The sequence below is a fragment of the Sinorhizobium kostiense genome, assembly GCF_017874595.1.
Lineage (GTDB): Bacteria > Pseudomonadota > Alphaproteobacteria > Rhizobiales > Rhizobiaceae > Sinorhizobium > Sinorhizobium kostiense.
The window spans coordinates 662691-688535 of the sequence record NZ_JAGILA010000002.1; the positions used below are offsets into that span (position 1 = coordinate 662691).

Here is a 25845-nt window from a genome sequence, read left to right on the forward strand (position 1 = left end):
CGCAAACAAGGGTCGTTGTTGCCACAAAAAACGTCAGAATGGCGAAAAAGGCAAGTCGATCTGCGGGACCGACGTTTCAAAGAACGGCTTCGAGCTCGGTGATGTTCATCAGGCAATGATCCGATGCTGCAGCGAGGGACTGGCGAGAGCCCGTCCCGCTCAGCACGGCAACGGTCATAGCAACGCCGGCGCTGCGCCCCATGTGCATGTCGTGGTTATTGTCTCCGACGACTGCCACCTGGTCGGGCGTAAGCCCCGTAGCCGCACAGAAACCGAGTACCATCCCCGGCTCCGGCTTGACACCGTAGCCGCTGTCGTAGCCGGCGACGTAGTGCAGGTAGCTTTCGAAACCGAATCGCTTGGCTGTTTCCCGGATCGAGCGCTCGTTGTCGCTCGAGGCGACTCCAAGACGATATCCCTTGGCGTGCAATGAGGCAAAGAAAGCAGCCAGATCAGTGACCGGCACGGCATAGTCCACGGAACGCGCGAAGAGGCCATCGAACAGCGCCGTCAATTCGTCGACGCTAAACGGCGCACCGGCACGCACCATTCCGGTCGCGATCTCCACAGTATTGCCGGCGGCAAGCAGGCTGTCGGGCGCGACCTGGCCGGTATCCGGATCCATCCCGCCTGCCTGGAGAAGTATGCGCGCAAGGCCCTCGTCGCTCCTGGCCGCGATCCGCGCCAGCTCATAGTTCACCGGCACCCAGCTCTTGGCGTAGTCAAGGAGCGTACCGTCCTTGTCGAACAATATGCCGGCGATGGCCTTCCTTGTCATGGTCCTATCCGAGTGTCCTAAGCTTCCGCGCGAGGGGCAAGCCGCGCCTTCACAACGAGCGGATTGACGTAGGGCTCCAGGCCTTTCAACGTCGCCGTCAACGCACCGCGCATCTGTTGCACGGATTCGAGGCCGGCGTCGATCATCGAACGACGCATATCGTCGTTGACCAGCAGGTAATTGACACCCTTCGCCAGCATTTCGACGTCGCGTACGATCTTGGCGCTGCCGTTCTTCGCAAGCAGCTGGTAGGTGTCACGGAAATTCTGGACATTGCCGCCGGAGAGTACCGCACATCCGAGCATCGCCGGTTCCAGCGGGTTCTGCCCCCCTTCGGCAAAGAGCGAGCGGCCGACGAAGGCGACCTCCGTCAAGCGGAGATAGAGGCCCATTTCGCCGATCGTATCACCGAGAAAGATGTCAACATCGGGCGTTAGCGGATCGCCGCGGGTGCGCCGCGCGACCTTGAGGCCCTTTGCGGTCAACGCCGCCTCGACGGCGTCGCAGCGCTCCGGATGGCGCGGTACGACGATCGTCAGAAGACCGGTCCTCTCCTTCAATGCCCCGTGGACGGTGCCCGCTGCGTTCTCCTCACCCTCGAAGGTGGAGATTGCAGCCCAGGTCTTGCGGCTACCGATCTGCCGGCGATATTCACCCAATGCCTGCGGATCGTGCGGGGGGAGATCGGTGTCAACCTTGAGATTCCCGGAAACCATCACCGGCAAGGCCCCGAGCACCCGAAAGCGCTCCGCATCGACCTCGGACTGCGCGATCACAAGGGCGAGATTCTCGAAAAGTGCGTCGGCGAGCGACGGCCGCTTCTTCCAGCGGGCGAAAGTGCGGTCCGAGAGGCGGGCGTTGACGAGGACCTGAGGAATGTGCCGCCGGCCCAATTCGACGATAGTCATCGGCCAGATCTCCGATTCGGCGATGATTGCCAGGTCCGGCTGCCAATATTCGAGAAAGCGGCTCACAGCCGGCTTAAAATCGAGCGGCACATATTGGTGCAGGACGATCGAGCCCAACCGCTCGGCCGCCACCCGTGCCGACGTCGTCGTTCCGGTGGTCAGAACCACGGCGATGCCGCGGCGTCGGATTTCCTTGATCAGCGGGGTCACAGCAATGGTTTCGCCGACGCTTGCCGCATGAAACCAGACGAGCGGTCCTTCGGGGCGCGGCGCGCTCGCATAGCCGTAGCGCTCGCGGCGGCGCGCCGGGTCCTCCTTGCCCTTGGTTGCCCTGAGCGCGAGATACGGTCCGACCACGGAGTAGACCGCCGTTCCCACCCAGCGATAGGCGGAAAGCGCAAGCCGTGCGCGAAGGCCACTCATGAACGCGCGCCCTCTCCGTGAGCTTCACGCCTTTCCGGCATTACTCGTTTTCCGGGTCGAGCAGGCGATGCATATGAACGATGAAATAGCGCATGTGAGCGTTATCGACTGTCATCTGCGCCTTGGCCTTCCATGCAACATGGGCGCTCTCGTAATCCGGGAAAATACCGACGATGTCCAGCTTGTCGAGATCGCGGAAGTGAACCTCCTTGAGTGTCGTCAACTCGCCGCCGAAGACGAGGTGCAGACGCTGTTTCTTTTCGGTGTCGTGAGCCATCTTGTTCCCATTTTTCCTTGAACGGTCGGCGTTGATTTGCGGCATTCGCCCCTAAAGGTCAATGGGCGAGCGGCCGGGAAGCGGCGAGCAGCGCGGGCAGGGCCGCTCCGGATGCAGCGCTCAGGAATCCATGGCTGACAATCGGGCGATTGTAGGACAGGGGCATGCCGTCGAGCCCGCAAAGCGTTCCGCCCGCCCGCGCGAGGATGAGGTCGGCGGCAGCCAAATCCCAATCATGCGAATTCCGTTTGATGATCGTGCCGTCGATGCGGCCATCCGCGATCATCGCCAGCCGATAAGCGAGCGACGGCACATGCGGCACGCGCGCGATGCTTTCGCGATAGGGGGAAATCAGCTTACGACTAAGATCCTCGGCCACCGCTACCTGCAGCTTCTCGTTTGGGGCGGGCTCACGCACCGCGATCGGCTCACCATTCATGCGCGCCTCGCCATCGTGCGTCGCCTCGAAGAGTTCCCCAAGCGCCGGTGCATAGAGCACCCCGGCTGCCGGCAGGCCGCGATGGACTATGGCGACGCTGATGCACCAGAGCTCCTTGCCCGCGATGAAGGCGCGCGTCCCGTCGATCGGATCGACGACAAATACCGTATCGCGTGAAAGGCGGGTTTCGTCGTCGTCGGTTTCCTCAGAAAGCCAGCCGTAGTCAGGACGCGCCCCGAGTAGCCGGGCCTTGAGGATGTCGTTTGCGGCAAGATCGGCCTCGCTTACGGGCGAGCGGCCTTCATTCTTCCAGCGAACGTCGACCGTCCTGCGGAAATATCCGAGCGCCGTGTCCCCGGCCGCGACGGCGGCGGCGAGGATCAGCGCCAGATCCTCATCCCAGCGATTGGTCGGGAGGGATTTCTCTGACATTCAACTCCTTGACGCGCGGCCACGGGCCGGCGTTCACCATAGCGGCGTCTGCTCGCATTCAAGATCCGGCGAGCGTCATGCCTTCGATAGCAAAAGTAGGCGCGGCGATGCCGAACTTCCTGTCGATGTCGTCTGCAGGCGTCAGCGCCATGAACATCTGCTTCAGATTGGAAGCGATCGTCACCTCGGAAACCGGGAAGGTAATCTCGCCGCTCTCGATCCAAAAGCCGGATGCGCCGCGGCTGTATTCGCCCGTCACCATGTTGACGCCCTGGCCGATCAACTCGGTGACGTAGAACCCGGTGCCGACGCTTCGGATCAGGTCGTCGCGGGAAATGTCGCCCGGCTCGAGGGCGAGATTGGTGGAGGCCGGGTTGACCGTAGGGCCGCCGCGGACACCACGCCCGTTCGTCCGAAGCCCGAGTTCCTTCGCCGCCGAGGTCGAGAGGAACCAGTGCTTGAGAACGCCATCCTCGACCATGGACAGTTTCGAGCCGGTTACCCCTTCACCATCGAAGGGGCGCGAGGAGGCGCCGCGCGGGATCAGCGGATCGTCGGTGACGGCAATGCCGGACTTCATGATCTGCTTGCCCATCATGTCGCGCAAGAAGCTCGTCTTGCGTGCGACCGAAGCCCCGTTGATGGCACCTGCAAGATGCCCGAGGAATCCGCGGGCGACACGAGGATCGTAGACGACGGTCACGTTCTTTTGGGTCGCGACCCGACGCGGGTTGAGCCGCGCGACTGCCCTTTCGCCGGCGACCTGGCCGATATTCTCGGGCGTGCGCAGCTCGTCCAAATAGAGCCGGCTGTCATAGTCATAGTCCCGCTCCATCTTTGTGCCTTCTCCGGCGATCGCACTGACGGACCGGCCGAAGCGCGTCGCCATATAGGAGCCGGAAAAACCATGAGAGGTGGCGAGCACCAGCCCGCCCATGCCGGCGCTGGCGCCGGCGCCACTTGAATTCGTGACTCCTGGCACTGACAGCGCTGCCGCTTCCGCGGCGAGCGCCGCCTCCGTCAGCGCCTCCGTCGAAACCTCACGGCCGTCGAACAGGTCAAGGTCGGGATAGGATTTTGCCAGTCGATCGGGATCGGCAAGCGACGCATAAGGATCCTCAGGCGAGGCCTTCGCCATCGCGACCGCGCGCTCGGCCAGGAGCTGCAGGTCGAAGCCCGGATTTGCAGAGACGCTGGCCACACGCCGACCGACGAAGACCCTGAGGGAAAACTCGTCGCTTTCGGAGGACTCCGTCCCCTCCACCTTGCCGAGCCGCACGGAAACCGAGCGGGAACGCCCCCGAACGACCACGGCGTCGGCGGCATCGGCGCCCGCCTTCAGCGCGCGATCGACAAGCTCGGCGGCGCGATCTTCGAGGAGGGCGGAATCGATCGTCTCAGACATGATTAGACCTTTCATTCCTGTCCCATTTATTGTGCACTGAAGCATCCATCAAGGGCATCGCCATGATTCCCGTCTCCGCATGGAAGTAATATCCAGCGAGATGCACCCTCAGGAAGGCGGCGGCCACCAGCATGAAAGCGTGAGCATGGAAACGACACCGATCATTTACACCGAGGCGCTGATGCTGCTCGGCGGCGCGGTCCTCGCGGCTCCGCTTTTCAAGCGGCTTGGCCTTGGCACCATCCTCGGCTACCTCGCCGCCGGCATTGTGATCGGTCCGATCGCCCAAAGCATCACCGAGGGCGAAGAAATCCTGCATGTGGCCGAGCTGGGGATCGTCTTCCTGCTGTTCATCATCGGCTTGGAGCTGAAGCCGTCGCGGCTGTGGAAGATGCGCCGCGACATCTTTGGGCTCGGCACCGCGCAGGTGGTGTCCACCGGCCTCATCCTGTCACTGATTCTTACCTTCTTCGATCTTCTCGACTGGAGGGGGAGCATCATTACAGGCTTCGGCTTGGCGCTATCTTCGACGGCCTTCGCCATGCAAATTCTCAACGAGAACAACGACGCGAATACGCGTTACGGTCAGCGCGCCTTCTCGATCCTACTCCTGCAGGACCTGGCAATCGTTCCGCTGCTCGCCTTGATCCCGCTATTTGCGGCGCAGACCCCGGAGGCAACGACCACGCCGCTCGAAAACTTCGCGATCGCGATCGCAGCCATCACCGCCCTTTTCGTCGCGGGCCGCTATTTGCTCAACCCTCTTTTTCAGATCATCGCCCGCACGGGGGCCCGCGAGGTCATGATCGCCGCCGCCTTGCTCGTGGTGATGGGGGCCGCGACGATGATCCAACTCGCCGGCCTTTCGATGGCAATGGGCGCATTTCTTGCCGGCGTGCTGCTGGCGGAATCCTCCTACCGGCACGAGCTCGAAGCGGATGTCGAGCCGTTTCGCGGTATCCTGCAGGCGCTTTTCTTCATGGCGGTCGGCCTGTCGCTGCAGCTGGGGGTGGTCGCAGCGAACTATCTTCTGATTCTCATCGCCGTCCCGGTGCTAATGGCGGTAAAAAGCCTTGTCCTCTACGGCCTCTGCCGGGCAACGGGTTCCGCCCACAACGACGCGGTACGGATCGCGTTGCTCCTGCCGCAGGGCGGTGAATTCGGCTTCGTGCTCTTCACCGCCGCGGCCGCCGCAGGCATATTCTCGCAGGGCGTTGCGTCCCTGCTCGTCGCAATCGTCACGTTGTCCATGGCGCTGACGCCCGTTGCCGCGCTCATGGCAAAGCGTCTCATGCGCGATCAGGACGACATCGAAGACGAGCTGGAAGAGGATTTCGAGGGCGCCGGCGCTGACGTGCTGATGATCGGCTTTTCCCGCTTTGCCCAGATTGCCGCGCAAATACTGCTCGCAGGCGGACGCGACGTCACGATCATCGATCATTCCGCCGCGCGTGTGCGCCAGGCGGCGACCTTCGGCTTCCGGATCTATTTCGGCGACGGCACGCGGCTAGACGTGCTGAGGGCTGCCGGAATCGAGAAGGCGAAAATCGTCGCCGTTTGCACGCAAAAGAAGGAGGTCACGGATCAGATCATAAGCCTCGTTCAGGCCGAATATCCAAATGCACGCCTCTTCGCCCGCTCCTATGACCGCCTGCATACGCTGGAACTGCGCGGTAAGGGCGTCGAATACGAGCTGCGCGAGACCTTCGAATCGGGCCTGCTCTTCGGCCGCAAGACGCTCGAGGCGCTGGGGGTCGGCGGCGAGGAGGCGATCGGCATCATGGACGACATCCGCCGCCGCGACGAGGCGCGGCTGGTCCTGCAGGAAGCCGAGGGTATCACCGCCGGCCGCCATATGCTGCATTCGAAACCGGTGCGGCCCGAGCCTCTGGTCAAGCCGAAGCGGGACGTGAATCACACCGCTGAAACGGAAGAACGGATACTGTCCCGGCTTCCAGCCGATGGCGACCGCCCGGGCGAAGCGCTGGCGAAAGCGGATTGAACCTCTTCTGCGGCCGCCAGGTCCATCAGCTCTTTAGCGTCAGTTGCCCGCCTGCCAGTGACGGATGCGGTCGCAAAGGGCCTGCTTCATCTGTTCCTTGGCAGACGCCGTGGCAGCCAACAGTTCCTGTGCCCGAAGGAAATCGAGCACGCGAAAACGGCCGACGTCGGGGCGCAAGAGAAGGTCGGGCGCACCGGCCTTCATCTTCATGGCGATAATCGACTGCATCATCAGCTGACTCGCGCCAAACAGGCTGTCTATGCGGCTCGGGATGGTCTTGCCGTCGCCGTCCGGTCCACCGACGACATCGACGGCAATCACGATGTCGGCTGCTCCCCGCAATTGGTCGAAAGGAATGGGATTGTAGATGCCGCCGTCTATCATCACCCGGCCGTCGATCTTCACCGGCATGAACACCGCCGGCAGGGCGCAGGACGCAGCCAGCGCCTTTCGCAAGTCGCCGCTGTCACAGACCCGCTCCGTCTGCCCGTAGTAATCCGTGACCATAACCTTCAGCGGGATCTCAAGATCGGAAAAGCGGGCCGGGATTGCCTCCGGCAAGAATGCCTTCAGTACCTTCTCGATGTTGAGTTGTCCGAAGCGTATTCCGCCGGCCATGGCCTCCGCGAGGCTGCTCGGCCTCAACTGCCACAGCCGGTTCAGCACTTCGCCGCGATGGCCGACGGTCGAAAGCGCGTAATTTCGGATTTCCAGACCGGTCATGCCGGCGGCCATGCCAGCCCCCATCAGCGCGCCGATTGACGAACCGGCAATTGCAACCGGCCGAATGCCCAATTCGTTGAGCGCCTCGATGACATGGATGTGAGCGATACCGCGAGCACCGCCACCGCCTAGGGCGAGCGCCACCGTCGGCTCACCTTTCCTGGTCGGTGATTTTGATCGTGTGGATGCGTCCTGCTCCATAAGGCATCCCCGTTCCCGCAGGTCTATCGAATTACACTCCAGGGTAAATCAGTCAGTCAGAAATCGGTAGAAATGCATCCGCGTGTCACCAAAAGTGCGGACATCCAGGGGATCGAAGGCCACGGATAAGCTCGGTTCCACATCCGCACGCTCTTCCAACACCACCAAGGCGCCGCGCACGAGCCACCCGCCGGCGGCGGCCGCCTTCAGCGCTCGTTCTCCGAGGCCCTTGGCATAGGGGGGGTCGACGAAAACCAGGTGGAAAGGTTCGATCGTCCCGATCGGTCCGAGATCTGTCGCATCGCGCCGAAAGATCTTGGCGCGTCCTTGCAGCCCAAGCGCTTCGATATTGACGCGAAGCAGCCCGCGACCCTCGACCCCCTGCTCGACGAAGAGTGCCTGGCGGCAGCCGCGCGACAACGCTTCAAGCCCGACTGCGCCGGTGCCGGCGAAAAGGTCAAGGACCCGCGTGCCGTCGAGCGCCTCGGGATAGCTGTGGCTCAGTATATTGAACAGGCTCTCGCGCGTCCGGTCGGTGGTGGGCCGGATATCGTTGGACTTGGGCGTGGCGAGGGTACGACCACGAAATTCACCGCCGACGATGCGCACGGCCGATTACTTTCCCTTGTCGCGCGGCTTGCCGCCGCCGGGACGGCCGCCCGGCTTGCCGCCAGGCTTGCCTCCGCTCGGCTTACCTCCACCCGTTTTGCCGCCGCGAGGGCCCGAAGAGCGCGGCACTGAGGACTTCGTTGCCGATGGCTTGCTACCGGCAGGCTTGGCGCGCGGACGATCACCGGAGCGAGGCTCGTCCGCGCGGCGCTGCGGGCGCCCGCCCCGCGACTGCTCACCTAAGTCGCGACGCGGCGGCCGTTCGCCGTGGTCGCGCGATTTCCGCTCCGTACCCTCGGCAGAGCGGCGGCGGTCGAAACCGCCAGCGGTTGCCTCGCCCTTTCGGCGCGCGGCCTTGTCCGCGCGGCCCTTCGCGGCCGAGTCGTGACCGCCCAATGCCTTAGCAGAGGCGCCGGTCTTGGCACGGCCGGTGCGCTTCGGCTCCAGATTCTTGTTCCCAGGCTTGGATTCCGCGTCCTCCTGCGGGTTGGGCTTCTTGGCGGCAACCGGACGGGCGCCCGGCGCCATCCACACATTCGCCGCGCGACTGCGGCGCAGCGTCGGGCGGACCGGGCGGTCCTCGGACCTGCCGGGTCCACGCTCGCTGCGCTCACGCGAGCTGCTTTCGGCGCGACGCGTATCGAGGCGCGCCAGCGCGCGTTCCCTCTTGTCCTCCTTGCGGGCCTTGCCGCGGCCGGGCTGGTCGTCAGCCGTTTCCTCGTGGCGATCCTCCGCTTCACGTGCGGCCGGCTGCTCGTTATAGAGCGGCGCCTCGAAATTCGCCTTCGCTTCTTCGATCAGCCTCGGCCCAAGCTGTTCTCTGAGCGTCCGACCACGAATTTCCTGCACCTCTCCCTCCGGCAGATCGCCGAGCTGGAACGGGCCATAGGAAATGCGGATCAGTCGATTCACGTCGAGACCGAGCGCGCCGAGCACGTTCTTGATTTCGCGGTTCTTTCCTTCGCGCAGGCCCATGGTGATCCATACGTTCGACCCCTGGACCCGGTCGAGCGTCGCATCGATCGCGCCGTAGAGCACGCCGTCCACGGCAATACCCTCCCTCAGCCGGTCGAGCGCGGCTTGGTCGATCTCGCCATGCGCGCGGACGCGATAGCGGCGAAGCCAGCCGGTCGAGGGCAACTCGAGCACACGGGCGAGCCCACCATCATTCGTCAAGAGCAGCAGGCCCTCGGTGTTTATGTCGAGACGGCCCACCGAAAGCACGCGCGGCAAGTCCTCCGGCAGGTTGTCGAAGACCGTCGGCCGACCTTCGGGATCGGCATTGGTCGTCACCAGACCGGGCGGCTTGTGATAGAGCCAAAGACGGGTGCGTTCGATGCCGCGGATCGGCCGACCATCGACCTCTATCCTGTCGGCAAGGGTCGCGTTGACGACGGGTGTCTCGAGCACCACGCCGTTCAACTTCACGCGCCCTTCCATGATCATCCGCTCGACATCCCGCCGAGAGGCGACGCCGGCGCGTGCCAGCAGCTTCGAGATGCGTTGCGGCTCGTCCGCGTTGAAGGCTGCCGCTGCGACGCCGTGCTTTGCGGCGCCGGGCTTCTTGCCCCCGGAAGAAGATTTGCCGTCGCGGCCTTTTGGCTTGCCCGGCCTTATGGGCTTGTCTTTGGATGTCATTTCTATTGCCTGCCTTTTGCGGCTGTCCTATCAGGTCGAAGGCCCAGGGTTAAGAGAAATTTGGGTTAAGAGAGATTATGGGCAGGTGATGGCGGAAACGGCAGCCTTCATGGATGCGGCACTCGCGGAGGCACGCAAAGCGGGTGCGCGCGGGGAAGTGCCGATCGGCGCCGTCGTCGTGCTCAATGGCGAGATGATTGCCGCTGCGGGGAACCGCACCCGTGAACTCCACGACGTCACTGCCCATGCGGAGATTATCGCGATTCGCCAGGCGGCCGCCGCTGTCGGCGACGAGCGACTTTCGGGAGCTGATCTCTACGTGACGCTGGAACCCTGCACCATGTGCGCGGCGGCCATCTCCTTCGCCCGCATACGCCGCCTCTATTACGGCGCCGAGGACCCGAAAGGCGGTGCGGTCGAGAATGGCGTCCGGTTCTATACCTCGCCGACCTGCCACCATGTGCCGGATGTCTATTCCGGACTCGCCGAGCGAGAGGCCGCCGATATTCTGCGGGACTTCTTCGCTGCCCGGCGTTGACGTTCAATCAGCAGCCAGAGCTTCCAGTTCTTTCCCCGTAAGCCGGTAGCGCGTCCATTCCGACAGCGGTTCGGCACCGACCGCCTCATAGACCCGGATGGCCGGCTCGTTCCAGTCGAGAACGCTCCATTCGAAACGGCCGCAACCCTCGGCGAGCGCGATCCGCGCCAAATGCTTCAGGAGCATTTTTCCCGCACCCGAACCGCGAAACTCGGGTGAAACGTAGAGGTCCTCGAGATAGAGACCCTTGCGTGCCTGCCAGGTGGAATAGTTGTAGAACCAAATGGCAAAGCCAGCGGGCTCGCCATCGATCTCGCAGATGACGGCCCTCGTGACCGCCCCGGGACCGAAAAGCGATTCTTGAAGAAGCTCTACGGTCGCCTCGACCTCGTGCTCCGCCTTTTCATAGATAGCGAGTTCCGTGATGAAACGCAGGATCGTCGCCGCATCGGCAGGAACGGCGTCGCGAATGCTGATCATGACTTAGAATGGCCAGTACCATTTGCTGCCGCTGTTGGCGATCTGCGCGTCCTTCCTGCGCCTGCGCTCCTTGTCCTTTTCCGGCTCGCCGAGATCCATCTCGGCACCTTCCGGCAAGCGGCGGTATTCGAGCGGCGGGTCGCTCAGGTAGCGGCGTTTGTCGGAATAGGCGCCCTGTTCGATCTTGCGGGCCTCGCGATAGGCCTGCTGCTGCTCCTTGGCGGAAAGCCGGCGGCCGTTGGCACTCGCCTTGGCCAGCGGCGAAACATAGTTGGGATTGTTCTTGTTGGCGTCGGCCTCTTCCCGCAAGCGTTCGCGCGCTTCCTCGGGAGACTCGATCCAGTCCGGATTGTTTTCGCGGCTTGCGAGCGACTGCTGCGGCTGGATCAATGCAGCCTGCTGCTCCTTCGGCGGCAGCACCAACGCCGGACGCGGCTGATACTTGACCGGGTCCCGTTTCGGCGGAGCCAGGCTAACGGCGCTGCCGAGATCATCGAGCAGCTGTTCGCCTGCCGTTTTGTCCGTGCCGTAGGTCGGACCGCCGACGCAGCCCGAGACAACAAGGCTGCCTGCCACGACCGCGGCAATGCCGGCAAACAATCGCAACTCTCGCGTCATTCCCATGAGATTCCTTCCAGCCAGCCCCACCGCACCCCTCGCGGTCATTCAAGCGCCCCTTGGCGGAAAAATCCGCCAAATTTCGGGCAGGTTGTACCGGATGAACGGCTCAAGCGCAATTCATCCGGTAAACATCGGTTACGCTTTGAAACCGAGCTCCCTCAGTGCCTGAGCGTCCCGGGCGGACACGTCGGGATAGAGCGGGTCGGACCCGACATCCGACGTGATGCGCCAGGAGCGGGCGCATTTGCGGCCCTCGGCGAGCTGTGGCACGACGCTGACCGTGGGGACCTCCGACAGCGTGAAGGCGCCATCCGGCCCTTCGGATCCGTCGATGCGGATTGCCGAAGTGATGCAAATCTCGGCAAAGTCCTGCCCATCGAGAGCCCTGCGAAGCTCGGGGTCGGCGACATGCACAACCGGCGCCGCTTCGAGCGAAGAACCGATGCGCTTGTCCTTGCGCTCGATCTCCAAGGCACCAGTGACGACCTTGCGCACCTCGCGGATCTTCCGCCACTTCTCGGCGAGCGCATCGTTGCGCCATTCCGCCGGCACCGCCGGGAACTGCTCGAGATGCACCGAGGCGGCGTCCGGGTTGCGCGACAGCCAGGCCTCCTCCATCGTGAAGGGCAGCATCGGGGCTAGCCAGGTCACCAGGCAATCGAACTGAGTGCGGATGACCTGGAGCGCCGCCCGCCTGCGGAGCGACGAAGGTGCATCGCAGTAGAGCGCATCCTTGCGGATATCGAAATAGAACGCAGAAAGTTCGACGTTCGAGAAATCGATGAGCGAGCGGGCGATGCGTTTGAAATCGAAGGCGTCGTAGCTCTCGCGCACGAGACGATCGAGCTCGGCCAGGCGGTGCAGCATCAGTTGTTCGAGTTCCGGCATATCGGCAAGCGCGACCATCTCGCCCTTGTCGTGCGCGAGCGTGCCGAGCATCCAGCGGATCGTGTTGCGCAGCTTGCGATAGGCGTCGATGTTGGTCTGGATGATGGTCTTGCCGAGGCGCTGGTCCTCCCAGTAGTCCGTGGTCATGACCCAGAGGCGGAGGATGTCGGCGCCTGCATCCTTCATCACCTCCTGCGGGGTGACGGTGTTGCCCTTCGACTTCGACATCTTCTCGCCCTTCTCATCCATGGTGAAGCCATGGGTGATGACGGCCTTGTATGGGGCGCGGCCATGGGTCGCGCAGCTCTCGAGCAGCGAGGAATGGAACCAGCCGCGGTGCTGGTCGGAGCCCTCGAGATAGACGTCGGCCGGCCATTTCAGGTCCGCCCGGTCTTCGAGCGTGAAGGTGTGGGTCGAACCGGAATCGAACCAGACGTCGAGGATGTCCATGATCTGGTGCCAGCGGCCATGGTCGTGGGCGTCACCAAGGAATCGTTCCTTGGCGCCCTCGGCGAACCAGGCGTCAGCCCCTTCCTTCTCGAAGGCATCGAGAATACGGGCATTGACTTCATCGTCGACGAGGATTTTGCCGTCATCGTCGGCGAAGATCGCGATCGGCACGCCCCAGGCTCGCTGGCGCGACAAGACCCAGTCCGGGCGCTGCTCGATCATTGCGCGCAGGCGATTCTGCCCGGCACCCGGCACGAAGCGGGTTTCGTCGATCGCCGAGAGCGCGCGCGAGCGCAGCGTCGTGCCATCGCCGAAGTCCTTGTCCATGTAGACAAACCATTGCGGCGTGTTGCGGAAGATGACGGGTTTCTTCGAACGCCAGGAATGCGGATATGAATGCTTCAATCGGCCGCGCGCGAAGAGCGCATGGCGCGCGATCAGCGCCTTGATGACGCGGTCATTGGCATCGCCCTTCTTGCCCTTGTCGTCGATGACGCGGCCGGCGCCGCCTTCGGCATCGGGGCCGAAGCCGGGCGCATCGGCTGTGAAATAGCCGGCATCGTCGACCGTGAAGGGGATCGCCGAGGAGATGCCACGCGCTTCGAGTGCCCGGGCGCTATCCATCCAGGCCTCAAAGTCCTCACGACCGTGGCCCGGTGCCGTGTGCACGAAACCGGTGCCTGCATCGTCGGTAACGTGCTCGCCATCGAGGAGCGGCACCTTGAAGGCATAACCGCCGCCGAGGCCATGCAAAGGGTGGGCGCAGATAACGGCCGCCAATTCGCCGGCTTCGATGTCGCGGACGAAATTGAAAGTGACCTTCGCCTTGGCAGCCGATTCTTCCGCCAGACGCTTGGCGAAGACCAGCTTCTCGCCCGGCTGCGGACCGTAATCGTTCTCGGCGGTTGCGACCTCATAGAGACCGTAGGCATAGCGCGATGAGTAGGCGATGGCGCGGTTGCCGGGTATCGTCCAGGGCGTCGTCGTCCAAATGACGACGAATGCGCCGGCGAGCGCATCCGGGCCCTCGGCGATCGGGAACTTCACCCAGATCATGTCGCTTTCGACATCGGCATATTCGACTTCGGCCTCTGCAAGCGCCGTCCGCTCCACGACGGACCACATGACCGGCTTCGAGCCGCGATAGAGCTGGCCGGCCTTGGCGATCTTCATCAATTCGCCGGCGATGCGGGCTTCCGCATGGAAGTTCATCGTCGTGTAGGGATTCGCGAAATCACCCTCGATGCCGAGACGCTTGAACTCCTCCGTCTGAACCTGGATCCAGCCGCTGGCGAAATCGCGGCATTCCTTACGGAACTCGTTGACCGGAACCTCATCCTTGTTCCTACCCTTCTCGCGGTACTTTTCTTCGATCTTCCATTCGATCGGCAGGCCGTGGCAGTCCCAGCCGGGCACGTAGTTGGCATCGAAGCCGCGCATCTGGAACGAGCGGTTGATGACGTCCTTCAAGATCTTGTTCAGCGCATGGCCGATATGGATGTTGCCGTTGGCATAGGGCGGGCCGTCATGCAGCACGAACTTCTCGCGGCCGGCGGCGGAGGCGCGGAGCTTCTTGTAAAGCTCCATCTTCTGCCAGCGGGCAACGATTTCCGGCTCTTTCTGCGGCAAGCCGGCGCGCATCGGAAACTCCGTCTGCGGCAGGTAGAGCGTGGAGGAATAATCGATCTTTTCAGCGGTCTCTGTCATCTTCTTTGCATTCGCCTTTTCCGCGCGGGGATCGTCACGCATGCGGAAGAATGTCGGTCTCTTGGGGATGCTTAAGGGCGCGAAACGCCGAAAACCCGGACCTCCCGGCGCGGCCTAGCGCGCGCGGAAAGCCGGGCCAATAATTCGCTGATCAACGATCAATCGACGGTGCCGGGTCATAGTGGCCGGTTCTTTAAGGTGTTTTCCGCCTTTTGAAAAGGTCCGCCGGAGTCAGCCTACGGATTTCTTTGGCACGCCATCAAGCAAAATTCAGCTTGCGATCGATCTCGCTCAGCGGCTGGACACCGGCAAGCAGCGCGCGGGCTTCGCCCTCGTCGACTCTCATCTGCGCTATCAGCAGATCAAGGCCATCAAATTTGAGCTCGTCGCGAAGTCGGCCGAAAAACGAGACACCGCAGACCTCGCCATAGAGCTCGTCGGAGAAGTCGAAGACGAAGGTCTCGAGCAGGGCCTCGCCGTCGCTGTCGACAGTCGGCCGGCGGCCGAAGCTTGCGACACCGTCATGGAGCGTTCCGTCCGCCCGGCGGAACCGCACGGCATAGATGCCGCTCCTGAGCTCGACTTCCGGCGGCAGGCGCATATTCGCGGTCGGATAGCCGAGATCGCGCCCGAGTTTCTTGCCGCCGATCACCTTGGCTTCGACCGTGTAGCGGTAACCGAGGAGTCCTGCCGCGTGCACGACGTCGCCTTCGGCAAGGAGCGAACGGATGGCGCTCGAGGAGATGACCTCGGCGTTCTCGTCGCGGAAAGCATCCATCAGCGTCACGCCGAAGCCCTCCCGCTCGCCGGCGGCCATCAGGAAGGCCGGACCGCCTTCGCGGCCCTTGCCGAAATGGAAATCGAAGCCGGTGACGACATGGGAGGCGTGCAGCCATTCGCGCAGGATGCGATGAATGAAATCGGAAGCCGAAAGCTCGGAGAAGGTCCGGTCGAAGGGATATTCGATGACGGCGCCGAAGCCCATACCCTCGAGAATGCGGGCCTTCAGCGGCGCCGGGGTCAGTCGGAAGACCGGCTTGTCGGGGCGGAAGACGGTGCGCGGATGCGGCTCGAAGGTCAACACCAGCGCCGGCACGCCCCGGTTTCTCGCCTCGCCGAGGGCGCGATCGAGCACGGACCGATGGCCGCGATGGACGCCGTCGAAATTGCCGATGGCCACCACGCCGCCACGGAGATGCTCCGGAAGTGGATCACGGGTTTCGTTTCGATGAAAGACCGTCATTTCGTCTTCCCGTCAGCCGAGCCGCGGCATCCACCACTTCGGCGCCGCCCCTTCCCTCTTCAGGAAGGCGGCGAGCTTCGCCTCGTCGGTGCGGCTCTCGTGCATGTATTCCTGCGCGTGGATGCCGGCGCTGATATAGAGCAGATCAAGGCCGGCGTCCTGCGCGCCCTTGACGTCGGTCGGCATGCCGTCGCCGATGGCGATCACGCGGGCAAGATCGAACGCCCCCCTGACCGCCTTCGCCTCCGAAAGGGCGGCCCGATAGATCGCCCTGTAGGGCTTGCCGGCAATTCTCGCCTCTCCGCCGAGCTCTTCATACAACTTGGCGATGGCACCGGCACAGGGGATCAGGCGATGCCCACGCTCCACAACGAGGTCGGGATTGGCACAGATGAACAGTACGTTTCGCTTGGCAAGGGCGGTGAGCGTTGCCCGATAGTGCTCGGGCGTTTCGGTCTCGTCGTCATAGAAGCCGGCGCAGACGATTGTTTCGGCATCTTCCGACGAGACGATCTCGGTGCCAAGCCCTTCGAGCAGCGGCAGGTCACGATCGGCGCCGATGAAGAAAACCCGCTTCTCGGCCGCGGCGATCAATGCCCGCGTCACGTCGCCGGAAGTGACGATACGGTCGTAGGCCTCGTCGGGAACACCAAGGCCGCGGAGTTGAACCTTGACGCCCGGGTGCGGGCGGGGAGCATTGGTGATGAGGACCACGGTCAGCCCTTGCGCACGCGCCTCCGCAAGCGCCTCGCCTGCGGACACGAAGGCCTGGACGCCATTGTGGAGCACGCCCCAGACGTCGCAGAGCACCACGTCATAACGGTTGGCGATTTCCCGAAAACTGTTGATCCTGACGGCCATCTGGCCTCCCGCAAACTCAGCTTTCGGCTGACATCGCAAGGAAGGGGCGAGAATACAAGTCTCATGCACAGAAAATCGCCGCGCTTCCCACGGATTTGCCGGACTCGGCACATCTAAAGGAGACTGAGCAGCCAGCCAACAGCGGCGAAATCGCGTGTGTCTGGACCATGCCCGCAGGAAGCACCCCATGGTACGAGGTCCGTTGGTTGCTTTGAACGCGAAATCCCAGCGTGGCGTCTCGTCGGGCATTGAACGGCGCCCTTCGTGTCAACGCTCTCCGACTTGGTACCGATCGGCAAAAAATCTCGCGGCCAATCCTTGACTTGCCCGGTAGCCGGTCTTATCTCGGCGACGCTAGCACTCGCTTGATGTGAGTGCTAATACCATCCACCGGATCTCTCAATGATCCGCAATGTCATTTGATCGAGGGATTAGACAATGGCAAGCACCAACTTCCGTCCGCTGCACGACCGCGTTGTCGTCCGCCGCGTCGAGTCTGAGGAAAAGACCAAGGGCGGGATCATCATTCCGGACACCGCCAAGGAAAAGCCGCAAGAAGGCGAAATCGTGGCTGTCGGTTCGGGCGCTCGTGATGAAAGCGGCAAGGTTGTTCCGCTCGACGTCAAGGCTGGCGACCGCGTCCTCTTCGGCAAGTGGTCCGGCACCGAAGTCAAGATCAACGGCGAAGACCTTCTGATCATGAAGGAAGCCGACATCATGGGCATCATCGGCTGATCAGCCGGCAACCCCCCAAAAACTTCCGTAATTTGAAACCGGACTTGGGTCCGGAATTTCGATACCAGGAGCTTTGAAAAATGGCAGCTAAAGAAGTCAAGTTCGGCCGTACTGCGCGCGAAAAGATGCTGCGCGGCGTCGACATCCTCGCCGATGCAGTCAAGGTAACGCTCGGCCCGAAGGGTCGTAACGTCGTTATCGACAAGTCCTTCGGCGCCCCGCGCATCACCAAGGACGGCGTTTCGGTCGCCAAGGAAATCGAACTCGAAGACAAGTTCGAGAATATGGGCGCCCAGATGGTCCGCGAAGTCGCTTCGAAGACCAACGACATTGCCGGCGATGGCACGACGACCGCAACCGTTCTCGCCCAGGCGATCGTTCGCGAAGGCGCAAAGGCCGTTGCTGCCGGCATGAACCCGATGGACCTGAAGCGCGGCATCGACCTCGCCGTCGCCGAAGTCGTCAAGGACCTGCTCGCCAAGGCCAAGAAGATCAACACCTCGGACGAAGTCGCCCAGGTCGGCACGATTTCCGCAAACGGTGAAAAGCAGATCGGCCTCGACATCGCAGAAGCGATGCAGAAGGTCGGCAACGAAGGCGTCATCACGGTTGAAGAAGCCAAGACCGCCGAGACCGAACTCGAAGTCGTCGAAGGCATGCAGTTCGACCGCGGCTACCTGTCGCCGTACTTCGTCACCAACCCGGAAAAGATGGTCGCCGACCTCGAAGACGCTTTCGTTCTCCTGCACGAGAAGAAGCTCTCGAACCTGCAGGCGATGCTCCCGGTTCTCGAAGCGGTCGTCCAGACCGGCAAGCCGCTTCTCATCATCGCTGAGGACGTCGAAGGCGAAGCCCTCGCAACGCTCGTCGTCAACAAGCTGCGCGGCGGCCTGAAGATTGCTGCCGTCAAGGCTCCGGGCTTCGGCGACCGCCGCAAGGCCATGCTCGAAGACATCGCCATCCTGACGGGCGGCACGGTCATCTCCGAAGACCTCGGCATCAAGCTCGAAAACGTCACGCTCGACATGCTCGGCCGCGCCAAGAAGGTCTCGATCTCCAAGGAAAACACGACGATCGTCGACGGAGCCGGCCAGAAGGCCGACATCGAAGGCCGCGTCGCCCAGATCAAGGCCCAGATCGAGGAAACCACCTCCGACTACGACCGTGAAAAGCTGCAGGAGCGTCTTGCGAAGCTCGCCGGCGGCGTTGCCGTCATCCGCGTCGGCGGTGCGACGGAAGTCGAAGTGAAGGAAAAGAAGGACCGCATCGACGATGCTCTCAACGCCACGCGCGCTGCCGTCCAGGAAGGCATCGTACCGGGCGGCGGCGTTGCCCTGCTGCGCTCTTCCGTGAAGATCACCGTCAAGGGTGAAAACGACGACCAGGAAGCCGGCGTCAACATCGTTCGCCGCGCTCTCCAGGCTCCGGCCCGCCAGATCGTTGAAAACGCTGGCGATGAAGCCTCGATCGTTGTCGGCAAGATCCTCGAGAAGAACACCGACGATTTCGGCTACAACGCTCAGACCGGTGAATACGGCGACATGATCGCCATGGGCATCATCGACCCGGTCAAGGTCGTTCGCACCGCCCTGCAGGACGCAGCCTCGGTTGCCTCACTGCTCATCACCACCGAAGCCATGATCGCCGAGCTGCCGAAGAAGGACGCTCCGGCAATGCCGGGCGGCATGGGCGGCATGGGCGGCATGGACATGATGTGATAAGGCGAAAGCCTTAGCACAGCAGGGCCCATAAAGCTTCGCCCATGCAATTAAAAAACAGTTCAGCGCGTCAAGCGCGCTGAACGGGCGGCATGGACATGATGTGATAAGGCGAAAGCCTTAGCACAGCAGGGTCCATAAAGCTTCGCCCATGCAGTTAAAAGCAGTTCAGCGCGTCAAGCGCGCTGAACGGGCGGCATGGACGTGATGTGATAAGGCGAAAGCCTTAGCACAGCAGGGTCCATAAAGCTTCGCCCATGCAGTTAAAAGCAGTTCAGCGCGTCAGGCGCGCTGAACGGGCGGCATGGACGTGATGTGATAAGGCGAAAGCCTTAGCACAGCAGGGTCCATAAAGCTTCGCCCATGCAGTTAAAAGCAGTTCAGCGCGTCAGGCGCGCTGAACGGGCGGCATGGACATGATGTGATAAGGCGAAAGCCTTAGCACGATCAATCCGGATCAGAAGGGCGGCTCGAGAGCCGCCCTTCTTGTTGTGAAGATGGAACGTGAGCCACTGCTCTAGCTAACCGATGCACCCCTCATCCGGCCTGCCGGCCACCTTCTCCCCGCAAGCAGGGCGAAGGAGACTCGCGGCGCCCGCTCAGGTGATACCCTTTATCCCAGCAAAGCTTTCAGATCGCTCTGCGGGTCTGCCAAAACCTTGCGATCCGGCGTCTTCCCCGCTTCCAGCAGCTTCTTTCCCGTGACATAGGCCTTAGCGTCGTTGATCGCATCGACGGCGATCAGCTTGCCCTCGCGGAAATACCAGACCGAGACGCTGCCCTCGCGCTGGCCTGGGCGGACGAGTGTCTCGTCATGGCCGAGGCCGAAACCGGCGATCTGTAGCTTGACGTCGTACTGGTCCGACCAGAACCAGGGGTGCGGATCGTAAGGATTGGTCCCGCCCGCGATTATGGCGGCGACCGCCTCCGCCTGATCCACGGCGTTCTGGACCGACTCGAGACGGATGCGCATGTCCTGCCACGGGAGCACCGCGCAATCGCCCATGGCGAAAGTCGCCGGGTCGGAGGTCCTGCCATAGCGGTCGACGATGATGCCGTTCGCGGTTTCGAGACCCGCACCATGGGCGAGTGCGTCGTTCGCCGTCACGCCGATGCCGACGATGACCACGTCCACCGGAACAACCGAACCATCCGCAAGCTCGGCCGCCGAAACGCGGCCGTTGTCACCAATCAGACGGTGGAGCCCCATGCGCTCGCGAATATCGACCCCATGCGAGCGGTGGATGTCACGCACGATCGCCGAGGTGGCGGCGGAGGCAACGCGCTGCAGGATGCGGTCGGCCATCTCAATGACCGTCACCTCCAGCCCCAGGCTGCGAGCAACTGCGGCCGCCTCGAGGCCGATATATCCACCGCCGACCACCAGCACCCGCCGTCCCGGTTTCATTTCCTCGGCAAGCTGATCCGCGTCCCGGTAATCGCGCACCACGTAGACACCTGCGAGATCGCCGCCGATCGAGGCCGGCAGCCGGCGCGGCGTCGCCCCCGTCGCGAATGCCAGCGTCTCGTAGCCGAGCTTCGATCCGTCGCTGAGCGTGACCTCTCTTGCAACCCGATCGACGCGGGTCACGGTCGTCGACAGGCGGATGTCGACCTGATGCTCAGCATACCAGGTCTCCGGCCGATAAAGCAGCCGGTCCAGGGTCAATTCGCCCAACAGATACTTCTTGGAGAGCGGCGGGCGCTGATAGGGCAGGCTCGCCTCGGCGGCGATGACGGTGATCGGACGCTGATCATTGAGAGCCCGCAGTTTGGCGACCAGGGCGAAGGCGGCCTGACCGCCACCGATGACAACAAGCCTTCCCGACACCGTCTCCACCTGTTTCGATTCTATTCCGCTAACCGGTACCCGTCCGGCCGGAGTATCGTCAATCCGGCCGGAGCCGCGCTTCTACTCCTTTTTCGGAATTTCCAGGCCCCTTTGCGCGGCCGGGCGCGCCAAACCGCGCTCTACCCACGCCATGACGCTCGGGAAACTCTTGTAGTCGAGCACCTCGGCGCCCCCATAAAATTTGCGCGCGCCCTCGATCCAGGGAAAAGTCGCGATGTCGGCGATCGTGTATTCATCGCCCATCAGCCATTGCCGACCTTCGAGCCGAGCCTCGAGGACGCCGAGGAGACGCTTCGACTCGTCGCGGTAGCGCTCGACCGGATAGGGGTTGTTGGCGACTTTCTCGGGCGCCCACTTGAAGAAATGACCGAACTGGCCGAACATCGGCCCGATGCCGCCCATCTGGAACATTACCCAGCACAGCGTCTCGTAGCGGCCAGACGCGTCCGAGGGAATGAGCTTGCCGGTCTTCTCCGCGAGATAGACGAGGATCGCGCCGGATTCGAAGAGGCCTATCGGCTTGCCGTCCGGTCCATTCGGATCGATGATCGCCGGGATGCGGCCGTTCGGATTGAGTGAAACGAATTCGGGGGACTTCTGCTCGTTGCTGTCGAAGGCGATGCGGTGTGCCTCGTAGGGCAGTCCAAGCTCTTCGAGCGCGATCGAGATTTTCACGCCGTTGGGGGTCGGCAGCGAGTAGAGTTGGATAATGTCGGGGTTCTTTGCCGGCCAGCGGCTCGTGATCGGGAAAGAGGAAAGATCAGCCATAAAAGGTTGCCTCGAGTTGATCTTGGGAGGTTGATGCTACCGTCCCTACATAGGAGCGCTGATTGCATTTGTCAGGGCGGCGCGACTATTCGAGGTGGAACCGCCGCCTTAGATGGCCGCACGCACGGCAGCGATGATGCGATTGATCGTGGGATTGCCTTCGTGGGCCGTCTTTCGAGCTCTGACGAGGCAGGCCTCGGAGCGCAGAATCACCCCATCGGAGAGGATCTTCAGATGGTTCGCCCGCAAGGTGGAGCCTGTCGAGGTGATGTCGACGACGATGTCAGCCGAGCCGGAGGCGGGCGCGCCTTCGGTCGCGCCCAGACTTTCGACGATGCGGTAGAGCTGGATACCGTGACTGCCGGAGAAGAATTGCTGCGTCAGCCGCCAGTACTTGGTGGCAATCGCCAGGCGACGGCCATGACGGGCGCGGAAGTCGGCGGCAACGTCTCCGAGATCGGCCATCGTATCGACGTCGTACCAGATCTCCGGCACGGCAACGACGACCTCCGCATGGCCGAAGCCGAGCCGCGCCGCGAACTCCACGCGCCCATCGGCGTCGGCCAGACCTTCGCGCACGAGGTCTTCGCCGGTCACGCCGAAATCGACGGCACCGCACCCGACCTCGCGGGAAATTTCGGATGCCGAAAGGAAGGCGACCTCGACGTCGTCCCAACCCTCGATCCGGCCGCGATAGGAGCGGTCGTTGCCGACCGCGACGATTTTCATGCCGGCGCGCTCGAAAATGGCCGAGGCATCGTCCTTCATCCGCCCCTTGGAGGGCAGCGCAATGGTAATGGTCATTTCGCGCCCCCTGCGGCAGCCACGGCCCGTTCGATCCGGTCGAGCCAAAGAGAGAAACCAACCGCCGGAATATGCTCGCGGGCGCCGAGCAGCGTCAGCAGACGGTCGAAGCGTCCGCCACCGGCGAGAACCGCCGGTGCTCCCTCAAGCCCGATCTCGAAGACGAGGCCCGTATAATAATCGAGCGGTCGGCCGAAGGCCGCACGATAACGTATGAGGCCGGCATCGGCACCGACCCGTGCCAGCGCCGCCACCCGCGCATCGAAAAGCGCAAGCGCGCCGTCGATCTTCAGCCCTGATTTATCGGCGAACTGGTGAAGGGCGGCCGCTGATTCACCGAGCGGCAGGTCGAGCGCCAGGAATTCGCGCATGATGGCAAGCGCTGCCTTGTCGAGCCGTGTCGTCGCAAGCTCCATCTTCTCCTTGAGCCGGCGGGCAATATCCCCGGGCGAACGACTGGCATTGGTGGAATAGCCTGTCGCTTCCATGGTCCCGGCGATCTCGGCGACGAGCCGCTCCTCGTTATCCAGGATGCCCATACTCGCAAGCCGCTCGACCTCAGGGCCGAAAACGCCGGGAGATTTTGGATCGGCGAGTTTCGCCAGCAGCCTCTGTAAATGCTCCTGGTCGCCGAAAGCATGGATAAGCCGCTTCTGCCAGCCGGCTGGCAGGCCGCAGGCGGCAATCACCGCCTCGAACACCGATTGGTCGCCGACCGTTACCCTCAGCCGCCGGCCAGGTAACCGGTTGCTCAAAACCAGCATCGCGTCACCGATCGCCCGCGCGTCAGCGCCGGCCGTGTCGAGATCACCGAGGTCCTCGATGCCCGCCTGATAGAACTCGTTCGAGCCGTCGCGACGCTGACGGAAGACTTCGCCGAGATAGGCATAGCGCTGCGGCGTGCCGGTCGCTGTCTCGATATGCCTGAGACAAACCGGAATGGTGAATTCCGGGCGCAGGCAAAGGCTCTCGCCGGTTTCGCTTTCGGTCAGGAAAATGCGCCGGCGCAGGTCCTCTCCTGCCATATCCAGGAAGGGCTCGGCCGGCTGGATTACCGGCGTGTCGACTCGCAGCGTCTTCAACCGCTCGAAATCGGCAAGCAACTCACCGGCAAAGGCGGGGAGATTGATCAGCGGCATCAGCCTGCCCTTTTCCGATCCTCGGCCTGTTCCGCGAGGATTTCCCGGACTTTTGCCACGAGTTCGCTTTCCGGGACGGAGATCTGGGCGACGCGCGCCTCGCGCCATGCGACGTTGTCTTCGATTTCGCCCGAGAGGCGCTTACCCTCGATCAGGTCCTTTATCTGCAAGGTGCCGGAGGCGCGCTCGTCGCCGCCCTGGATGATCGCAATCGGCGAGCCGCGACGGTCGGCATATTTGAGCTGGTCGCCAAAATGCTTCTTGTTTCCCTGGTACATTTCGGCGCGGATGCCGGCATGGCGCAGTTCCTGCACGAAGCGTTGGTAGCGGCCCATGCTTTCGAGGTCGCGATCCATCACGCAGACGACGACCGGCGCGATCACCTCCTCGACCCCGAGCTTGCCGAGATTCTTGAGCGCCGTCATCAGGCGCGACACGCCGATCGAGAAGCCTGTCGCCGGCACCGGCTGGCCCATGAATCGGGATACGAGCCCATCGTAGCGGCCGCCGCCGCCGACGGAGCCGAAGACGACTTCCTCGCCCTTCTCGTTGGTGACGGCAAATTGCAGTTCCGCTTCAAAGACCGGGCCGGTGTAATATTCAAGGCCGCGCACCACCGACGGGTCGATCTTGATGCGATCCGCCTCGTAACCGGCGCTGAGCACGAGACTGCGGATGGTGTTGAGCTCCTCGACGCCCTCTCTGCCTTTCGCAGTGCCGGCAACCAGCTCGGCCAGTTCATCGGCGCTCTTGGCGTAATCGGTGATGCCGACGAAGAACAGGATCTTGCCGATCTGCTGTTCATCGAGGCCAGCGCCCGTGGTGAAGTCGCCGCTTTCGTCCTTGCGCCCCTCGCCGAGCAGCAGCCGCACGCCCTCGGGCCCGAACTTGTCGAGCTTGTCGATGGCGCGGAGCACGGTCAGCCGCCTGTTCGAATGTCCCTCGCCGTTAAGGCCGATCGCCTCGAGCACGCCGTCGAGCACCTTTCGGTTGTTGACGCGGATCACGTAGCCGCCGCGCTTAATGCCAAGCGCTTCCATCGTGTCGGCCATCATCATGCACATCTCGGCATCGGCCTGAACGCCGGCGGCACCGACCGTGTCGGCATCGAACTGCATGAACTGGCGGAAACGGCCCGGTCCCGGCTTCTCGTTGCGAAATACGTAGCCGGCGCGATAGGTGCGGTAGGGAAGCTGGATTTCGTTGAAATTCTCCGCCACGTGACGGGCGAGCGGCGCCGTAAGATCGTAGCGAAGGCTCATCCATTGCTCGTCGTCGTCTGTCAGCGAGAAGACGCCCTCGTTCGGACGATCGCTGTCGGGAAGGAACTTGCCAAGCGCCTCGGTATATTCGAACAGCGGCGTTTCCACGGGGTCGAAGCCGTAGCGCTCATAGACCTCGCGGATCTTCGCGATCATTTCGTCGACGGCGCGGATATCCGCGGCCGAGCGGTCGACGAAGCCGCGCGGCAGCCGCGCCTTGAGCTTCTGCGTTTTCTTGGTTTTGTCGTTCATGGAAGGTGTTCCGGCTACTCAAAGCTAGGTCGGTGCCTTCCCTAAAGGATCATGTCAAGGGCGGCAAGGGCGGCTGCCGATAAAGGCTATCGCGTGGGCATGCTTATGGAGGTCGCCGTCGCCCTGTTTCATTCGCAGGCACAGGGGAGCGAGATTGTATTTCTTTGCCCACTCGCCTATAAGTTAAGCGAAGGAAAATGCACGGAAAGAAAGATCTTTCAACCAAGTTGTATTTCAGTGAGGGTTATACCAGGGAAACGACGGAGGGGCGATATGCTGAGACTCATGGCGCCGGGCGCGGGAGCCATAAGGCCATTGACCCCGGGTTCCCACGAGGCCTGGACCCGGTATGCGAATAGAGCCGGTTACCCGACCGAAGCCTGGCACTGCGACATCGGCAGCGGGACCTTCGTGCTCGGCCCGGAAATCTCCTCTCTCCTCGGCCTGCGGGACAATCCTTGCGGCATCGTGGATCTCGTGCGAGCCTATGACAAAGACAATCGTGCAACGATCCTGAATATTCTGGAAAAGGCGACCACAACCTCCTCGTCCTTTTGCTTTTCAGCGGTCGTTTCCAAGTCAGGGGCGCGTTCCGCGCAAGTTTTCTGCATCGGCAAATCCACCCTCAGCGATGGAGGCCGCAACGGCATCTTGCAGGGCATTTTCGCGATACCCACGCTTTGGGCGTGAAG

Annotated in this window: 23 protein-coding genes; 5 read left to right on the plus strand and 18 right to left on the minus strand. The window is 62.8% G+C overall.

Translation table 11 applies throughout. The features are described 5' to 3' along the window. Positions 1-76 precede the first annotated feature (76 nt). Genes J2Z31_RS09685 through J2Z31_RS09705 form a run of 5 tightly spaced genes read right to left on the minus strand, consistent with a single transcriptional unit; the run spans position 77 to position 4662 of the window. Positions 77-778, minus strand: coding sequence for an HAD family hydrolase (locus J2Z31_RS09685; protein WP_209601684.1), 702 nt, complete (start codon positions 776-778; stop codon positions 77-79). Between the two features lie 17 nt (positions 779-795). Continuing rightward, positions 796-2109 (minus strand): lipid IV(A) 3-deoxy-D-manno-octulosonic acid transferase, encoded by a 1314-nt coding sequence (gene waaA / locus J2Z31_RS09690; protein WP_209601685.1) that lies wholly within the window; start codon positions 2107-2109, stop codon positions 796-798. A gap of 40 nt (positions 2110-2149) precedes the next feature. Further along, positions 2150-2386, minus strand: a complete 237-nt coding sequence (locus J2Z31_RS09695; RefSeq protein WP_209601686.1) for a DUF4170 domain-containing protein — start codon at positions 2384-2386, stop codon at positions 2150-2152. A gap of 58 nt (positions 2387-2444) precedes the next feature. Further along, positions 2445-3257, minus strand: coding sequence for a 3'(2'),5'-bisphosphate nucleotidase CysQ (locus J2Z31_RS09700; protein WP_209601687.1), 813 nt, complete (start codon positions 3255-3257; stop codon positions 2445-2447). Positions 3258-3315: 58 nt separating this feature from the next. After that, positions 3316-4662, minus strand: coding sequence for a TldD/PmbA family protein (locus tag J2Z31_RS09705; protein ID WP_209601688.1), 1347 nt, complete (start codon positions 4660-4662; stop codon positions 3316-3318). Between the two features lie 145 nt (positions 4663-4807). Between J2Z31_RS09705 and J2Z31_RS09710 the strand changes: the two genes are divergently transcribed. Beyond that, entirely contained in the window at positions 4808-6664 is a 1857-nt protein-coding gene (locus J2Z31_RS09710; protein WP_209601689.1) for a monovalent cation:proton antiporter-2 (CPA2) family protein, read from the plus strand. Positions 6665-6703: 39 nt separating this feature from the next. Here the strand turns inward: J2Z31_RS09710 and J2Z31_RS09715 are convergent, their stop codons facing one another. The 3 genes from J2Z31_RS09715 to J2Z31_RS09725 are packed head-to-tail and all read right to left on the minus strand — an operon-like array spanning position 6704 to position 9835. Continuing rightward, positions 6704-7588: a patatin-like phospholipase family protein gene (locus tag J2Z31_RS09715; protein ID WP_209601690.1), complete on the minus strand. Its 885-nt coding sequence runs from the start codon at positions 7586-7588 to the stop codon at positions 6704-6706. Positions 7589-7636: 48 nt separating this feature from the next. Next, complete coding sequence (rsmD, locus tag J2Z31_RS09720; RefSeq protein WP_209601691.1) at positions 7637-8197, minus strand: 16S rRNA (guanine(966)-N(2))-methyltransferase RsmD; 561 nt, start codon at positions 8195-8197, stop codon at positions 7637-7639. A gap of 6 nt (positions 8198-8203) precedes the next feature. Beyond that, entirely contained in the window at positions 8204-9835 is a 1632-nt protein-coding gene (locus J2Z31_RS09725; protein ID WP_209601692.1) for a pseudouridine synthase, read from the minus strand. A gap of 88 nt (positions 9836-9923) precedes the next feature. On the opposite strand from J2Z31_RS09725, the gene J2Z31_RS09730 reads away from it, so the two are divergent. After that, positions 9924-10373, plus strand: a complete 450-nt coding sequence (locus J2Z31_RS09730; protein WP_209601693.1) for a nucleoside deaminase — start codon at positions 9924-9926, stop codon at positions 10371-10373. Positions 10374-10376: 3 nt separating this feature from the next. Here the strand turns inward: J2Z31_RS09730 and J2Z31_RS09735 are convergent, their stop codons facing one another. From J2Z31_RS09735 to J2Z31_RS09755, 5 genes are all read right to left on the minus strand, one after another. Then, entirely contained in the window at positions 10377-10853 is a 477-nt protein-coding gene (locus tag J2Z31_RS09735) for a GNAT family N-acetyltransferase (RefSeq protein ID WP_209601694.1), read from the minus strand. 3 nt (positions 10854-10856) lie between these two features. Further along, positions 10857-11477: a hypothetical protein gene (locus tag J2Z31_RS09740; RefSeq protein WP_209602287.1), complete on the minus strand. Its 621-nt coding sequence runs from the start codon at positions 11475-11477 to the stop codon at positions 10857-10859. Positions 11478-11609: 132 nt separating this feature from the next. Beyond that, positions 11610-14519, minus strand: coding sequence for an isoleucine--tRNA ligase (gene ileS, locus J2Z31_RS09745; protein ID WP_209601695.1), 2910 nt, complete (start codon positions 14517-14519; stop codon positions 11610-11612). 259 nt (positions 14520-14778) lie between these two features. Further along, on the minus strand, positions 14779-15762 hold the full coding sequence (locus J2Z31_RS09750; RefSeq protein WP_209601696.1) for a bifunctional riboflavin kinase/FAD synthetase: 984 nt from the start codon (positions 15760-15762) through the stop codon (positions 14779-14781). 12 nt (positions 15763-15774) lie between these two features. Beyond that, positions 15775-16623: a TIGR01459 family HAD-type hydrolase gene (locus tag J2Z31_RS09755; RefSeq protein WP_209601697.1), complete on the minus strand. Its 849-nt coding sequence runs from the start codon at positions 16621-16623 to the stop codon at positions 15775-15777. Positions 16624-17061: 438 nt separating this feature from the next. Here J2Z31_RS09755 and groES point away from each other — a divergent pair, with 438 nt between their 5' ends. Further along, positions 17062-17358, plus strand: coding sequence for a co-chaperone GroES (gene groES, locus J2Z31_RS09760; RefSeq protein ID WP_012706990.1), 297 nt, complete (start codon positions 17062-17064; stop codon positions 17356-17358). An 80-nt stretch (positions 17359-17438) separates the two neighbouring features. Beyond that, positions 17439-19076, plus strand: coding sequence for a chaperonin GroEL (gene groL / locus J2Z31_RS09765; RefSeq protein ID WP_209601698.1), 1638 nt, complete (start codon positions 17439-17441; stop codon positions 19074-19076). A gap of 613 nt (positions 19077-19689) precedes the next feature. Here groL and J2Z31_RS09770 read toward each other — a convergent pair. The 5 genes from J2Z31_RS09770 to hisS form a co-directional block, all read right to left on the minus strand. Next, entirely contained in the window at positions 19690-20907 is a 1218-nt protein-coding gene (locus J2Z31_RS09770) for an NAD(P)/FAD-dependent oxidoreductase (protein WP_209601699.1), read from the minus strand. An 81-nt stretch (positions 20908-20988) separates the two neighbouring features. Next, a complete protein-coding gene (locus tag J2Z31_RS09775) occupies positions 20989-21696 on the minus strand; it encodes a glutathione binding-like protein (protein ID WP_209601700.1) in 708 nt (235 codons plus the stop codon). A gap of 108 nt (positions 21697-21804) precedes the next feature. After that, a complete protein-coding gene (hisG, locus tag J2Z31_RS09780; RefSeq protein WP_209601701.1) occupies positions 21805-22500 on the minus strand; it encodes an ATP phosphoribosyltransferase in 696 nt (231 codons plus the stop codon). Continuing rightward, on the minus strand, positions 22497-23639 hold the full coding sequence (locus tag J2Z31_RS09785; RefSeq protein ID WP_209601702.1) for an ATP phosphoribosyltransferase regulatory subunit: 1143 nt from the start codon (positions 23637-23639) through the stop codon (positions 22497-22499). The genes hisG and J2Z31_RS09785 overlap by 4 nt, the downstream gene beginning before the upstream one ends. Continuing rightward, on the minus strand, positions 23639-25153 hold the full coding sequence (hisS, locus tag J2Z31_RS09790; protein ID WP_209601703.1) for a histidine--tRNA ligase: 1515 nt from the start codon (positions 25151-25153) through the stop codon (positions 23639-23641). The genes J2Z31_RS09785 and hisS overlap by 1 nt, the downstream gene beginning before the upstream one ends. A gap of 105 nt (positions 25154-25258) precedes the next feature. Between hisS and J2Z31_RS09795 the strand changes: the two genes are divergently transcribed. Then, entirely contained in the window at positions 25259-25843 is a 585-nt protein-coding gene (locus J2Z31_RS09795; RefSeq protein ID WP_234939348.1) for a hypothetical protein, read from the plus strand. Positions 25844-25845 lie beyond the last annotated feature (2 nt).